A 13,621-nucleotide genomic window follows, 5' to 3' on the forward strand; every position below is an offset into this window, starting at 1 on the left:
ATGGCAAACAACAACGAGAAAACACGCTATAGCGATTCAGAATTACAAGAATTCAAAGATATTATCTTGGACAAGCTTAGAATAGCAAAAGAAGAGCTTTCCTCGTTGACCGCAACGCTTAATAACAGTAATGCTAATGGTACCGACGATACTGCTGGAACGTACAAGACATTGGAAGACGGTTCAGCTACTTTAGAAAAAGAGCAAACAAATCAATTGGCTGCTCGTCAAAAGAAATTTATCGACAACCTAGAAGCGGCGTTGGTGCGCATCGAGAACAAAACGTATGGTATCTGTAGAGAGACCGGAAAACTGATTCAAAAAGAACGTTTGAAAGCTGTTCCACATACAACGTTGAGCATCGAAGCGAAAAACAAACAATATTAATTTTAGGCATTAAATATATGGTCTTTGCTTAGGCAAAGACCATTTTTATAACACAATGAAGGGTTATACGAAACCGATCGCGCTCATCGTAGCGATACTTTTAATAGATCAATTGTCAAAAATATGGGTTAAGCTCACAATGACAATTGGACAAAGCCACCATGTATTGGGCAAATTTTTCCAGATTCATTTTATTGAAAACAATGGAATGGCCTATGGTATGGAATTTGGCGGTGATTATGGAAAATTATTTTTGACGGTATTTCGTATTTTAGCCGTAGCTGGTATTGGATACGGCCTGCATTACATGATCAAAAATAAGTATAACCGTGGTTTCATCTTAAATGTTGCCTTAATTCTCGCCGGTGCCTTAGGAAATATCATCGATTCTGCTTTTTATGGCGTCATCTTTAGTGAAAGTACCTGGTATGATAAAGCGAGTTTATTCCCCGCAGGTGGTGGTTATTCTTCCTTCCTGCACGGAAAAGTGGTCGATATGCTTTATTTCCCATTAATTCAAGGCAACTTCCCTTCTTGGGTACCCTTTTGGGGCGGTGAAGAGTTTCTCTTCTTCCGACCCGTATTCAACATTGCCGACTCGGCAATTTCTGTTGGGGTGGTTTTGATCCTGTTATTTCAAAAACGGTATTTCAAAACAGAAAAAGAAGAGAAATCCAGCATCCACAGTGAAATCGTTGAAGATTAACGAAATATCCCTAAAAGCCTTGTTAATCTCAAGGCTTTTATTTTTTTGTACATATAACCCAATACAACTATCTAAACTCTACTATGAGCATGAAAAACATTAGCCTACTTCTGACATTTTGCTGCCTACTAGGAATCCAAATAGTACAGGCACAGCAGATCGAAGTTTCCAACTTAAAGAAACATATTTATTACCTCGCTGACGACAAAATGCAGGGACGGGGAACGGGCAGTAAGGAAGTATTTAAAGCTGCAGATTATATTGAAAAGGAATTCAAAAAATACAAACTTGAGCCCAAAGGTGAAAAAGGGTACCGCCAATCCTTCAAGGCCAAAGTCTGGAAAGTAAAAGTTGCAGACAGCATTCGCAATGCCGATAATATCATTGGATTTATTGACAATGGTGCAGATTTAACAGTTGTTATAGGCGCACATTACGATCACTTGGGAACAGGTCGTCAAGGAAGCTCAAAAGATTCCTTAGGAGTAGGCAAAATCCACAATGGAGCCGACGATAATGCTTCCGGTACAGCTGGTTTATTGGAGCTCGCACGTTACTTTAGCAGCAACAATGAAAAAGAAGCCTACAACTTGTTGTTTATTGCTTTCGGAGCGGAAGAATTGGGATTAGTTGGTTCCAAATATTTTACGGAACACCCTACCCTACCATTGGAGAAAATCACAGCCATGCTCAATATGGATATGATCGGCCGCTATAATCCCAGCAATGGCCTTGCTGTAATCGGCTATGGAACAAGTAGTCAATGGCCAGCTATATTCAAAGATGTTCAGGCACCTATAAAATTTAATCTTAGCAAGGATGGCAACGGCGGATCTGACCAAACTTCATTCTACAAAAAGAATATACCGGTGTTGTTTTTCCATACTGGTGGACACCCAGACTACCATATGCCGACCGATGATGCCGATAAAATTGATTATAACGCTTTAAAGTCCATTTTAGATCTAGAAAAAACAGTAGTTGAAAATATCATGAAACAATCCAGTAAAATGGATTTTATATGGACCAACTAAAACAAAAAAGGCGGATTTGTGTCTAACAAAATGTGATCATCTAGCTTTTTATATGCTCAAATGCTATAACAGCGATTAGTAAATTAGTTTGTAGACACGAATAAACTAAACAGCGCACTTAAGACCCCGCAAACGAGTCTTTATAAACAGGTGCTTGAATATCACTTAATTATTGTTGATGAAAAAAATTCTAGTGACAGGATCCAATGGATTCCTTGGCCAAAAAGTCGTTGATTTACTTGCTAAAAATGACCAATATGATGTTGTTGCCATTTCAAAGGGGCCAAATCGTAACCCGAATCAAGTGAATTATGCTTTCTTTCAGATAGACCTCTCGGATCGGGAAAAATTAACAGATTTTTTATCTACACAAACTTTTGATGCAATTGTACATACAGCAGCCATGACCAGTGTGGAAGCTTGTGAAGCAGATCAAGCAGCATGTCAATTGCTTAACGTCGATCTCGTAGCCTATTTGGCTTCCTATTGTACTGCACATCAGACCCAACTGATCCACTTATCTACGGACTTTGTATTTGATGGCAAAAAAAATGCGCCTTATGATGAAACAGATCTCCCCAATCCACAAAGTGAATATGGGAAGAGTAAATATGCTTCCGAACAAGTGCTTGTGCAATCCAACTGTAATTATGCTATCCTTCGCACGATATTAGTATATGGGATCAATGCTGACCCCAATCGTTCGAATCTAGTATTATGGGCTAAAAGTAAGTTGTCGCAAAATGAGCCCATAAAAGTAGTCAATGACCAATGGAGAATGCCTACCTTTGTGGATGATTTAGCTTATGCTTGTCAACTCGCTATTGACAGAAAAGCGCAGGGAATATTTCATATTTCAGGAGCAGAATTAATGTCGATCAATGAGGCAGTCTACAAAATTGCAGACTACTGGCAGCTAGACAAAGGACTGATTTCAGAGATCAGTGCTGCCAGCATTGGACAGGCGGAGAACAGGCCACGGCAGACAGGCTTTGATCTGACTAGATCTAACGCTGAATTGGGTTATGTGCCGACGTCATTTATGGATTCTTTGGCAATCATAGATAATCAATTCAAAACGTTTGGACGATAATGACAAATAATGATATGATAGAGAAATTTGCGCGAGAGTCATACACTGAGATGAACGAATTGGTATTACCCAACGATACCAATACATTTGGGAATTTGATGGGTGGCCGTTTATTGTATTGGATGGATATCTGTTCGGCTATTGCTGCTCAAAAACACTGCAGCAATGTCGTCGTCACAGTATCAGTCGACAATGTATCTTTTAAGCGCTCCATTAAACTTGGTGAGGTCGTCACGATACAAGCTCAGGTAACACGTGCGTTTAATAGTTCTTTGGAGGTGCGCATGGAAATTTTCGCTTCTAATTTACCGGAAGGCACCCGTGTAAAAACCAACGAAGCTTATTATACCTTTGTTGCTGTTGATGCGGATAACAATCCTAAAGCTGTGCCTGTATTAATTCCGGAAACAGATATAGAACACAAAGCTTACGAAGATGCATTACAACGAAGAGAACTGCGCCTTATTCTCGCGGGGAAATTAAAGCCTGAAAATGCAAAAAAATTAAAAGCGCTGGTCAGTCTTTTTAGCCAAAAGAACTAATGCTTGATGTTCATGACTTACATACCTTGTAAATAATCAAAAAGGGAAAACGATCGTTTTCCCTTTTTTTATATCCCCATACACTGGGTCGATTTATTTGCGCTAGCTTACGCGTTGCCAAGCGCTAAAATCCGATCAAATTCTTCTGGCTTCAAAGGCATGACAGACAAACGTCCTTGTCTGACCAAGGCGATATCCTGCAACTGTTCATCAGCCTTAATGGTTTCCAACGTAACGGATTTCTTCAGCGTCTCAACAGGTGCCAGATCCACCACGACCCAACGCTCATCATCTGTTGTCGGATCTTGATAAAATTCCTTGACGACTTTGGCAACCCCCACAACTTCTTTTCCTTCATTGCTATGGTAGAACAGGACCAGATCCCCTTCTTTCATAGCTTTGATATTATTCCTAGCTTGATAATTACGAACGCCATCCCAAAATGTACGGCCATCTTTATTAAATTGTTCCCAGCTATATTTAAATGGTTCAGATTTTACTAAGAAGTATTGCATGGTCAAATTTCTGTTAAGCGTTAAAAACTATTGTTGTGGCATTAAAACTTCCATTTTATCTGCAAAATGCGCACAGTAATCACGCAAGTCGCCAATAACTTTTTCCGCCATCGGATCACCGCCTGAAGAACGGATAAAAGAGTCGCCCAATGTTTGCAGCGTTTCATAGAAAAAACGTTTCATCTCATCGTAGGGCATATCTTTAGTCCAAAGATCAATACGCATTGAATTTTTATAATGTGAATCCCATAGGGCTAAAAACATCGCTTTTGCAGGTAATTCCTCCGCATTATTTCCATCTGTAGAAGACCACATGATATTTTCAGGCACGTTGTTTTCATCTAACTCTACCTGTAATTTTATTTCAGCTTTTTTCATTTTAATATTATTGAGCTATTTATATTGAGCTATGTTTTTTGAAACAGGAACTATATTTGCCAACGATTCACAACCTAACTCGTCTTTATTTTTAATTTTACTTCTTACCCAAAGGTTACTTTGACAATTAAACTGGTGACACAAACGACTATCAAAAATGCCAATTGTAATAACCACATTTTTTTATTTGGCTTTACAAAGACCCTAAATACAATATCAATGACGGTCAATATCAACAACAATAGGATAAATGCGCCCCAAGTAAATAAGGCCTTTTCGTCATTGGGGTTTTCCATAACAAACCAGGCAACAAGGCATGCACTAGCGATATTTAGTGGTGTAAAGCGCACAATAAATTAACGTTTTTTAAAATTACGATTTGTTCCTCCCGACTTTCCGCCTGCAGACTTACTTTTACTTTTTGCTTTTGGTTTAAATCCGGAAGCTCGTTGTGCCTCCCGCACTTCTTTCTGTTTGATAACGTATTTTTTCTCGTGAAAAGCACCTTGGAAATCTGGATCATCTTTCCGCTTTTGATTATCAATCTCTCGTGCAATATCCTGTTTTTCATGAAAGGGTGTTTTCTCTATAAAAACATCCTCTGGTAGTGCGTAGACAGGAATACTTTGCTTGATCAATTTTTCGATTTTGCGAACATAATATTTCTCGGCATCATTACAGAACGTGATAGCATCCCCCTCATTGAAAGCTCGCCCGGTACGTCCAATACGATGCACATAATCTTCTATAACAATAGGTACTTCAAAGTTGATCACATGGCTTACATTAGAAACGTCAAGCCCTCGCGCCGCCACATCCGTTGCGACCAAAATACGAATATTCCCTTCCTTAAACGCATTGATGGAGTTGATACGTGTATTCTGACCTTTATTGGCATGAATAACACGAACCTCATCTTTACCGTATTTACGTTCCAAAAAGTGGAAAACATTATCTGCTACCTGCTTTGTTTTACAGAAAACAATCAATCGGCTAAACGCTTCATCATCTTTCAAGAGATGTTGAAGTAAATTCAATTTTGTCTTTTGGTTAGGAACGACATATAGCGCCTGACTTACCGTCTTGGCTGGTGTAGCTTGTTCGGACACCTCAATAATGGTCGGAAACGCTAAGAAATCACCTGCAATTTTGCGAACAAGCTCACTCATTGTTGCTGAGAACAATAAGTTCTGACGTTTGCGTGGCACAATTTCAAGTACACGATGGATCTTACTAATAAAACCCATATCCATCATCTTATCGGCCTCATCCAAGACCAAAAATTTGAGTGATTTGACAACAATGTGCCCTTCCAGGTACAAGTCCAAAAATCGACCTGGTGTTGCAACGATAATATCCACTCCTTTTTCGAGTGCTTCTATTTGAGTTTTTGGTCCTAATCCACCATAAAGTACCACTGAACGCAAATCAAGATAAGTAGAAAACAGCTTAATATTTTCTTCGATCTGCATGGCCAATTCTCTCGTTGGTGTCAAAATCAACGCACGCGCATCATTTCCCTGAGCATATTTTAGCTTCATCAGCATCGGCAAAACGAATGCTGCCGTTTTTCCTGTTCCAGTCTGAGCGATTCCCATCACATCCTGCCCGGCCAATATTGGCGTAATTGCCTTTTCTTGGATCTCTGTCGGTTGTTCATACCCCGCCTCCGCTATCGCATTTAAGATCTGTTTATTGAATTTAAAATTTTCAAATGATTGCTGCATCTTGCAAAGATAAGGAAAAGAGTCCATTTGACTTTCCTTGACAACCAATACGGTACACATTTACTTTCAATTGACATAAAAATTGGCAAAAAGCATATTATAAAGTCTAATATTTTGGTTTTTAAGAGAATTAAAGCATTTTTGTACTGTATAAACAAACTTTTTATCAGGTTGATATGAAAAAATTATGGATGTGTTTGTTGTTCATCACAACAAGCTTTGCTGCATTTGCCGATGAGGGAATGTGGTTTTTAATGTATCTAAAGCGTCTGAATGAGTCAGATATGCAGAAAAAAGGACTTCGCTTAAGTGCCGAAGAAATCTACAGCATTAACCACTCTAGCTTAAAGGATGCAATCGTACAATTCAATGGTGGCTGCACCGCTGAGATCGTTTCTGATCAAGGATTGGTATTCACCAACCATCACTGTGGATATGGTGCTATTGCGGAACTTTCTACACCCGAAAATGATCATTTAACAAATGGTTTCTGGGCCAAATCCAAAAATGAAGAGTTAAAACCTAAGTCTCTATCGGTTCGCTTTTTTGTGCGCATGGATGATGTTTCAAAACGAATCTTAGGTTTGGTCAACAACAACATGTCTGAAGATGAACGTAAAAAGATCATCGCTGCTGAGACTGCTAAAATCCAAAAGGAAAATAGCGAAAATGGCAAGTATGTGGTTGAAGTAAAATCGTTCTACCAAGGCAATGAGTACTATTATTTTGTATACCAAGATTACAATGACGTTCGGTTGGTGGGCACGCCTCCAAATAGCATCGGTAAATTTGGTGGTGATACCGATAACTGGGAATGGCCCCGTCATACCGGAGATTTCTCAATTTTCCGCGTATATGCTGATAAAAATGGGAATCCCGCAGAGTATGCACAAGATAATGTTCCTTTGAAACCAAAACATTTCCTACCTGTCAGCTTAAAAGGTGTTCAAGAAGGAGATTTTGCAATGATCTTAGGATATCCAGGTCGCACCAATCGTTGGATGCCTTCTGGTGGCATCAACCAAAATGTTAAATTCGCTTATCCAGCTTGGGTAGAAGCTTCTAAAACAGGTATGGATGCCATGAAAAAATTCATGGACCAAGACCAGGCAGTCAAATTGAACTACGCTTCGAAATACTCTCAAGTAGCGAATTACTGGAAAAACCGTCAAGGAATGATTGACGCTTTGACATTACATAAAACGGCGGAAGCGAAAGCAAAAGACGAAGCTAAATTTGACAAATGGGCAAATAAAGCTGCTAACAAAGCAGAGTACGGTGATGTCATCAAAACAATCAACGAATTTTATGCTTCGACAAACGAGAAAGCTAGACATGACAACTATTTAATGGGCATGCTGCGTTCTAGCGCAATGGCAGCGTTACCGTATACAATCGGATCCGGTTTAGAAGTTTATGCTGCTGGAGATGAAGCAAGAAGAAATGCTATTCTTCCTCGTTTAAAGTCGGCCATCGATGCAGGTTATGAAAAAATGTATATGCCGCTTGAAGAGCAGGTATTGATTGACGAATTGAATCTTTACGCTAAAAAAGCAGGAAATATTGCACCATATATTGCAGAATTGGCGGCTAAAAACAATGGCGATTTTACGGCGTATGTCAAAGAATCTGTGAAGAACAGCATCTTCGCTTCAGCGGAACGTTTGAACAATTATCTGGCTACCCCTAACGCTGAAATCTTAGCCAATGATCCATTGTATAAACTTTCTTCGGCCCTACTTAACAGATACCGTCAAGTAGATCCTAGCTGGAAAGCACAAGACGACAAATTTGAAGGTGCTTATCGCAAATATGTTGCTGGTGTATTGGCTTCTAATCCAAAAGGTAAATTCTATCCGGATGCGAACAGTACTTTACGTTTAACTTACGGCTCGATCAAAGGCTTACCACAAGACCCGCGTAACGATGCTGACAAGAACTTTTACACGACGTTAAAAGGTACTATTGCAAAATACAAAAAGGGCGACGAGGAGTTTGATTTGCCACAGCGTTTGATGGATCTGTACAATAATAAGGACTATGGTCGCTATGCGGACAAAAAAGGACATTTACCAGTAAACTTCCTAAGTGACAATGACATAACAGGCGGAAACTCAGGTTCACCAGTGATAAATGGCAACGGTGAATTAATTGGCCTAGCTTTTGATGGTAACATTGAAGCAATGGCTGGCGATGTGATCTTCGACCATAAGCTACAACGTACAATTTCAGTTGATATCCGTTATGTATTATTTATCATCGATAAATTTGCAGGTGCAACTAACATTATTGACGAACTTAAGGTTGTTGAATAGTTTTTTTTAAGCTTTTTCGATAAAAAAAAACGAAATTTATTTTCTATTTGATTCGTTTTTGTATATTTAAGGAGTGTTTAGGAAAAACCATAAAAACTAAAATTATAATTATAAAAAAATGGAAAACTACGTAAAATTAAAAGAGTTAGTAGCTTCTATCGAAGCTGATGCAGACAAGTTCTTCAACAATGGTAATTCTGCAGCTGGTACACGTGTACGTAAAGGATTACAAGAAATCAAAACCTTAGCACAAGAACTTCGTAACGAAGTTACTGCTAAGAAAAACGACGGAAAATAGTTTTTTTTCGAAGTTAGACATAAAAAAGGCCTTTCAAATGAAAGGCCTTTTTTGTTGGCTGCTACAGAAATGTACAGGCCATCACCAAATTATAAATCCTAATACCCAGGTAATCACCGAAAGAGGACTTCAGTTTATCATAAACCTGCTGCCTGGTCAAGGGTTTATCTTTCTTCTTTAACAATGTTGCCGATGAAGGATTTACAGCGCCCAATTCCACCTTCGTCGCAAACATATTGTAATGTAGTTCCGGAACGGCCAAACCAAGGATCATTCCCGGTAGTCCATTAAAGGCCGAAGGACCTCCCGAAACAGGGATTTGATCCGTATAAAAAGCAACGGCATAGATGGAATCCAATACAAGTCCATTGGCCCTGCGGCAGGGATAACCTGCAATTTCACGGTACTCATTCGTAATTTTCCACTTGATCTTCAATGTCGAATCCGCCACGACAACCCTTTCCCCACCTAACTCAAAGACAGAATTAAAGGCTTTACTTTTCAGATTCTGATAGCCACTTATCCCCGACTCAAAAATTCCAGAGCGCATCAAGCCACTAACAACGTCCGAATACTCTTCAGCAATATGCTCATAGAGCACCTCATCATTGAAGAAGGTCAGTTTCTTTTTCAACACCTGATTTTCGGGAATCTGCCCCATCATTTCTTTGATGGAGTTTCGTGTATCCTCGTCTTTTGCATAAGTTGCATAGCGTTTGAGCAGGTTTTTAAGAAACACAGTCTTGTCATACGTAATTGTTCCTTGTGTAGGAAAATAAGCATATTGTCCAACAGCTGTAGCTCCCCAGAAAAAGAACAGCAATAGGACGAGTAAATTTTTGATATCTTTCATTTTATTTCGATTTTACGAGCATTTTATTTATTTCCCAAGTGAGCTTAACCATATAATATCTACTGATTGTATTGTATCGGCGTTCGGTCAGTAGTGTTCCATTTTGACTTCTGTCAAAACCCACATTCTGTTTGAAGAGGTCATTAACCATAAAGGTCAATTCGAGCTTTTCATCTTTTCGGAATTTTTTTGACAATGCAGGGCTCAGCACAAATCGTTCAAATTTTTTACTGTACACCGCCGTGGGTGCCTGATACGTATAGCTAAAATCTGCCCGCACAATAAATTTAGCCGGAAGAAAATACTTTAGGTTTCCTTCAGATGAAAACGTAAATCCCTTACTATCTTCCATTTCACCGATGGAATTGTCTTGTATAAGATATCCTGGAGACAATTCAATACCAAAGTCCAAGCCTTTGGTGGTCGATCGCTGTAGACTATAATTGATCGCATAACGCTGAACTTTGGCATTCGCCAAAACAGTATTGACATAGTTATAATTGTTGCTGAAAGATACCGATGGACCGCCACCATGTCTCAATTGAATTTTTTTCCATAATTTGCCGTAATACATTGGCCTGATGCTAATTTGATTATTGCTGTTATGATTCAAATTTCCCCAGACAAATGTCGTCTTGCCCAATGAATCAATCGTTGTATTTTGCACCAAAGCATTGTTGGTACGTGAGGCACTCAAAAATATACCTATAAACTTATCTTCCAATACGGAATACGTTCTAAAGCTTAGATTCAAATTATTGGTGTAGGAGGGTTTCAAATTTTCATTACCTAGATATTCATTCAAAGGGTCCAAATTCGACCGGAGTGGCTGGATCTGATTTAAAGAAGGCAAACCATTGGTACCCTGATATTCCAGATTGATCGATTTATTTTTTTGTATTTCATAATTAACATTAGCCACCGGATTATAGACAAAAAAAGATCGTGAGAGTCTCGAATTTTCCATCCGGTTTAACTGTGACAGATTACTGTTTTCAAACTTATTCGAGACATTGACCACTAGCTTTTCCAGGGGTTTATAATTAATTGCGAAATTATAGGTGTTTTTTATCGTTTTATATAAGAAATCATTGCTATACAAACTATCTAGCCTATCAAAAGTACCGGTATGCTGATTTTTATCGAAAGATCTAACTGCGTTGTTATTTCTGTTGAGATTCAATCCATATTCAAAAGAAAGGATCATCTTTTTTGAAATCGGTTCGGAATAAGCGAATTCACCGCCCGTGGAAAAAGAGCTGTTTTTCACAAATTTCTTCTGGTCGAGAGTCGAATCTCTTTCAGCATTCCCTTCTTTGTAAAATTTGAGTTTAGAAAACAAATCTTGCTCACCATCCTGTTTATTACCCGATGTAAAATAGTTGAATGATAACGAACGGCCTTTCTTTTTAAAACGTCTTACATAGAGTGCTGAGGCATTATACTGTTCTGACTTAGAATCGTTCGTAAACTTCCGCATGTTATAGTTGATCTTTTGATCAAATTGATTTACAGTAGTTGATTGTGTCTCTGAAGAACTATTATCATGTCTTTTGTTTGCACCTGCCCAGACCGTTAAATCCGACATGGAATCGACCTTAAATTCATATTTCAAACCAATATTATGCTTTCTGTTCTCATTTGACGCCAATGTGCTGCTATTGCTAGTCAATATCGTGTCGCGTGCCGCATTGCGCGTAAACACACTGCGATCCAGATCAACATCAGATCGGATATGCTTATAGTCGATCCGCCAAGCATGTTTTTTGTTAGCGGTTTTATCCGAATATAAAAATCCTGTATTCAAGGATTTGGGAATACCTTCGCCATTAAAATTATCACCGCCATTGTAATCTCCCCCCATACTATTCACTTCATCATAGCTGAGACCGGTCTTCCCGGTATTGCTTGCAATCAAATAAGCCGAAGCTTTAAACGATTGATTAAAATAGTTCAAAAAGCCCTGTCCAGCGTAGAATTTATCGCTACCTCCACCGACATCAACTTTTCCGAATATTCCGCGTCTAGCTTCCTCTTTTAGTTTCACGTTGATTGTCTGTGTACGTTCACCGTCATCAATTCCTGTTTTCTCAGCCTTATCAGACTTCTTTTCATAAACCTGAATTTTATCAACCATATCAGAACGAATATTCCGGCTTACTAAAATGGGATCGTCACCAAAGAACTCCTCCCCGTCAACAAGCATTTTCTTCACTGTTTTTCCTTGGGCAGTAATTTTTCCAGAGGCATCGACGGTGATCCCAGGTAAGACTTTCAACAAATCTTCAACTTTGGCGTTCTTTTCCACTTTAAAACTTCCAGCATCATATTCCGTTGTGTCCCCCTTGATACTAATGGGCACCCGTCCCATTACAATGACTTCCTCCAGCAAGGTTGCGCTGCTGGTCATTCCAATAGATAGGTTATTGTAATGCTGCCCTGGCAAGATCTCCGCGTAATATTCACCATACTTCGGATAGGTTACAATGATAAAATATTGTCCCGTATCTGGTCGCTCAAGAGAGAACTTACCTTGTTCATCTGAACGGGTAAAATTGGTCAAAATAGAATCTTTGGCAGTTAACAACATAATGGTTGCATTATGCAGCTTAAGCTGATCCTTTACATCACTGATTTTTCCTTCAATACGGGATTGAGCATGAACTATTCCGCAGAAACAGAATAAAAGAAGTAAAAGTAGTTGCCCCACTCTTTTCATAATATGGTTTTGGATAGTATATAATTATATAAATAATAAAATTCGTGCACAAAACTAATATTTTGTTTTAGTTAATTTTAGTTTATCTCAAAAAAAATACAAGCAATAAAAAGGTGTTAAAAAATAAAACAAACAATTGACTAACAATGCAATACAAACTAAAAACCATAAAAAAGCTCTTCTTTTGAAGAGCTTTTTTATCTAAACAGTTAGAAATATGCAACATATCGTATAAACAGCATGCTGTGATCTTTATAAATTGCCAAGTTCCATAATAAATTGAACAGTTTCTTTATTCATGTGTTGAGACAGCACACTTGTAATCTGATCTGTCATGGCCTTTCTTGTCATTCGTTTGACTTTGGTATTCTCGAATTTCTTTTTGTCCATCACTACGGTGTTGCTGAGTTCAACTTTTGTTGCAAAATAGGAAACGTGCTGACTAGGTACCACCAAGCCTAAAATCATTCCAGGGAGACCATTGATGGACTCTGGGCCACCACTGATCGGAATTTCATTGCAGTAATATCCAATGACATAAATGGAATCCGGTGTAATACCATTGGCTCTCCTGCAATTGTACCCAGCGATCTCACGGTATTCATCGGTGATTTTCCATTTGATACGCTTCATGGAATCCTGAACAATAATTTTTTCACCTACAATATCATTGTATCTCAAAAAAGATCGGTTGGACATATTTGAAAGTGTGGATGCATCAAAGTCTAGCGCAAGCATCATAATATACTGCTTAATCTCCGCATCCAGGCTCTCGTCTTTTACCGACTCAAACAAAGTCTCCGTGGTATTAAATTTCATAGACTTCTTTAACACGGCACTTTCTGGTAACCTCGGTATTATACGCTCAAAAAATTGTTTTGAGTTATCATCGGCTTTAGCGATGAATTTTTTACTTACGATATTCTTCATATACATCGTCTTATCGTAGGAAATAGTTCCCGATCGACCAAACAACGTATACTGTGCTTTAAGACCAAAGGCTGAACAACAGAAGAAGAGAAAAAAGATATATTTTAACATTGTATTTCGCTTA

Annotated in this window: 14 protein-coding genes; 7 read left to right on the forward strand and 7 right to left on the reverse strand. The window is 38.6% G+C overall.

Features of this window, described 5'->3' with window-relative positions:
- From AACH28_RS11720 to AACH28_RS11740, 5 genes are all read left to right on the forward strand, one after another.
- Window positions 1–387, forward strand: a complete 387-nt coding sequence (locus AACH28_RS11720; RefSeq protein WP_046674049.1) for a TraR/DksA C4-type zinc finger protein — start codon at window positions 1–3, stop codon at window positions 385–387.
- Window positions 388–442: 55 nt separating this feature from the next.
- Entirely contained in the window at window positions 443–1,093 is a 651-nt protein-coding gene (locus AACH28_RS11725) for a lipoprotein signal peptidase (RefSeq protein ID WP_075991120.1), read from the forward strand.
- Window positions 1,094–1,182: 89 nt separating this feature from the next.
- Complete coding sequence (locus AACH28_RS11730; protein ID WP_286710154.1) at window positions 1,183–2,127, forward strand: M20/M25/M40 family metallo-hydrolase; 945 nt, start codon at window positions 1,183–1,185, stop codon at window positions 2,125–2,127.
- A gap of 178 nt (window positions 2,128–2,305) precedes the next feature.
- Window positions 2,306–3,220 carry an SDR family oxidoreductase gene (locus AACH28_RS11735; protein ID WP_286710153.1) on the forward strand — a complete coding sequence of 305 codons (915 nt, stop codon included), beginning with the start codon at window positions 2,306–2,308 and terminating at the stop codon, window positions 3,218–3,220.
- A gap of 14 nt (window positions 3,221–3,234) precedes the next feature.
- The gene (locus AACH28_RS11740; RefSeq protein ID WP_046674180.1) at window positions 3,235–3,762 is read left to right on the forward strand and encodes an acyl-CoA thioesterase; all 528 of its coding nucleotides are present in this window, start codon (window positions 3,235–3,237) and stop codon (window positions 3,760–3,762) included.
- A gap of 107 nt (window positions 3,763–3,869) precedes the next feature.
- Here the strand turns inward: AACH28_RS11740 and AACH28_RS11745 are convergent, their stop codons facing one another.
- The 4 genes from AACH28_RS11745 to AACH28_RS11760 form a co-directional block, all read right to left on the reverse strand.
- Window positions 3,870–4,277 carry an EVE domain-containing protein gene (locus tag AACH28_RS11745; protein ID WP_075991117.1) on the reverse strand — a complete coding sequence of 136 codons (408 nt, stop codon included), beginning with the start codon at window positions 4,275–4,277 and terminating at the stop codon, window positions 3,870–3,872.
- 27 nt (window positions 4,278–4,304) lie between these two features.
- Window positions 4,305–4,655 carry a gliding motility protein GldC gene (gene gldC / locus AACH28_RS11750; protein ID WP_088160288.1) on the reverse strand — a complete coding sequence of 117 codons (351 nt, stop codon included), beginning with the start codon at window positions 4,653–4,655 and terminating at the stop codon, window positions 4,305–4,307.
- 104 nt (window positions 4,656–4,759) lie between these two features.
- Window positions 4,760–5,005 (reverse strand): hypothetical protein, encoded by a 246-nt coding sequence (locus tag AACH28_RS11755; protein WP_286710152.1) that lies wholly within the window; start codon window positions 5,003–5,005, stop codon window positions 4,760–4,762.
- Window positions 5,006–5,011: 6 nt separating this feature from the next.
- Window positions 5,012–6,382 (reverse strand): DEAD/DEAH box helicase, encoded by a 1,371-nt coding sequence (locus AACH28_RS11760; RefSeq protein WP_286710151.1) that lies wholly within the window; start codon window positions 6,380–6,382, stop codon window positions 5,012–5,014.
- A 176-nt stretch (window positions 6,383–6,558) separates the two neighbouring features.
- Here AACH28_RS11760 and AACH28_RS11765 point away from each other — a divergent pair, with 176 nt between their 5' ends.
- On the forward strand, window positions 6,559–8,697 hold the full coding sequence (locus AACH28_RS11765; RefSeq protein ID WP_286710150.1) for a S46 family peptidase: 2,139 nt from the start codon (window positions 6,559–6,561) through the stop codon (window positions 8,695–8,697).
- Window positions 8,698–8,815: 118 nt separating this feature from the next.
- Window positions 8,816–8,995, forward strand: a complete 180-nt coding sequence (locus AACH28_RS11770) for a histone H1 (protein ID WP_070562307.1) — start codon at window positions 8,816–8,818, stop codon at window positions 8,993–8,995.
- A 61-nt stretch (window positions 8,996–9,056) separates the two neighbouring features.
- Here AACH28_RS11770 and AACH28_RS11775 read toward each other — a convergent pair whose 3' ends face one another.
- The 3 genes from AACH28_RS11775 to AACH28_RS11785 form a co-directional block, all read right to left on the reverse strand.
- Window positions 9,057–9,848, reverse strand: a complete 792-nt coding sequence (locus AACH28_RS11775; protein WP_286710149.1) for a GLPGLI family protein — start codon at window positions 9,846–9,848, stop codon at window positions 9,057–9,059.
- A gap of 1 nt (window position 9,849) precedes the next feature.
- Complete coding sequence (locus tag AACH28_RS11780; RefSeq protein ID WP_341833020.1) at window positions 9,850–12,567, reverse strand: outer membrane beta-barrel protein; 2,718 nt, start codon at window positions 12,565–12,567, stop codon at window positions 9,850–9,852.
- A 252-nt stretch (window positions 12,568–12,819) separates the two neighbouring features.
- Window positions 12,820–13,608: a GLPGLI family protein gene (locus AACH28_RS11785; RefSeq protein ID WP_070562299.1), complete on the reverse strand. Its 789-nt coding sequence runs from the start codon at window positions 13,606–13,608 to the stop codon at window positions 12,820–12,822.
- Window positions 13,609–13,621: the final 13 nt, after the last annotated feature.

The organism is Sphingobacterium thalpophilum (assembly GCF_038396785.1).
Lineage (GTDB): Bacteria > Bacteroidota > Bacteroidia > Sphingobacteriales > Sphingobacteriaceae > Sphingobacterium > Sphingobacterium thalpophilum_A.

Coding starts and splice junctions, on each gene's coding strand:
- AACH28_RS11720 (WP_046674049.1), top strand. CDS start 1: ATGGCAAACAACAACGAGAAAACACGCTATAGCGATTCAGAATTACAA.
- AACH28_RS11725 (WP_075991120.1), top strand. CDS start 443: ATGAAGGGTTATACGAAACCGATCGCGCTCATCGTAGCGATACTTTTA.
- AACH28_RS11730 (WP_286710154.1), top strand. CDS start 1,183: ATGAAAAACATTAGCCTACTTCTGACATTTTGCTGCCTACTAGGAATC.
- AACH28_RS11735 (WP_286710153.1), top strand. CDS start 2,306: ATGAAAAAAATTCTAGTGACAGGATCCAATGGATTCCTTGGCCAAAAA.
- AACH28_RS11740 (WP_046674180.1), top strand. CDS start 3,235: ATGATAGAGAAATTTGCGCGAGAGTCATACACTGAGATGAACGAATTG.
- AACH28_RS11745 (WP_075991117.1), bottom strand. CDS start 4,277: ATGCAATACTTCTTAGTAAAATCTGAACCATTTAAATATAGCTGGGAA.
- gldC (WP_088160288.1), bottom strand. CDS start 4,655: ATGAAAAAAGCTGAAATAAAATTACAGGTAGAGTTAGATGAAAACAAC.
- AACH28_RS11760 (WP_286710151.1), bottom strand. CDS start 6,382: ATGCAGCAATCATTTGAAAATTTTAAATTCAATAAACAGATCTTAAAT.
- AACH28_RS11765 (WP_286710150.1), top strand. CDS start 6,559: ATGAAAAAATTATGGATGTGTTTGTTGTTCATCACAACAAGCTTTGCT.
- AACH28_RS11770 (WP_070562307.1), top strand. CDS start 8,816: ATGGAAAACTACGTAAAATTAAAAGAGTTAGTAGCTTCTATCGAAGCT.
- AACH28_RS11775 (WP_286710149.1), bottom strand. CDS start 9,848: ATGAAAGATATCAAAAATTTACTCGTCCTATTGCTGTTCTTTTTCTGG.
- AACH28_RS11780 (WP_341833020.1), bottom strand. CDS start 12,567: ATGAAAAGAGTGGGGCAACTACTTTTACTTCTTTTATTCTGTTTCTGC.
- AACH28_RS11785 (WP_070562299.1), bottom strand. CDS start 13,608: ATGTTAAAATATATCTTTTTTCTCTTCTTCTGTTGTTCAGCCTTTGGT.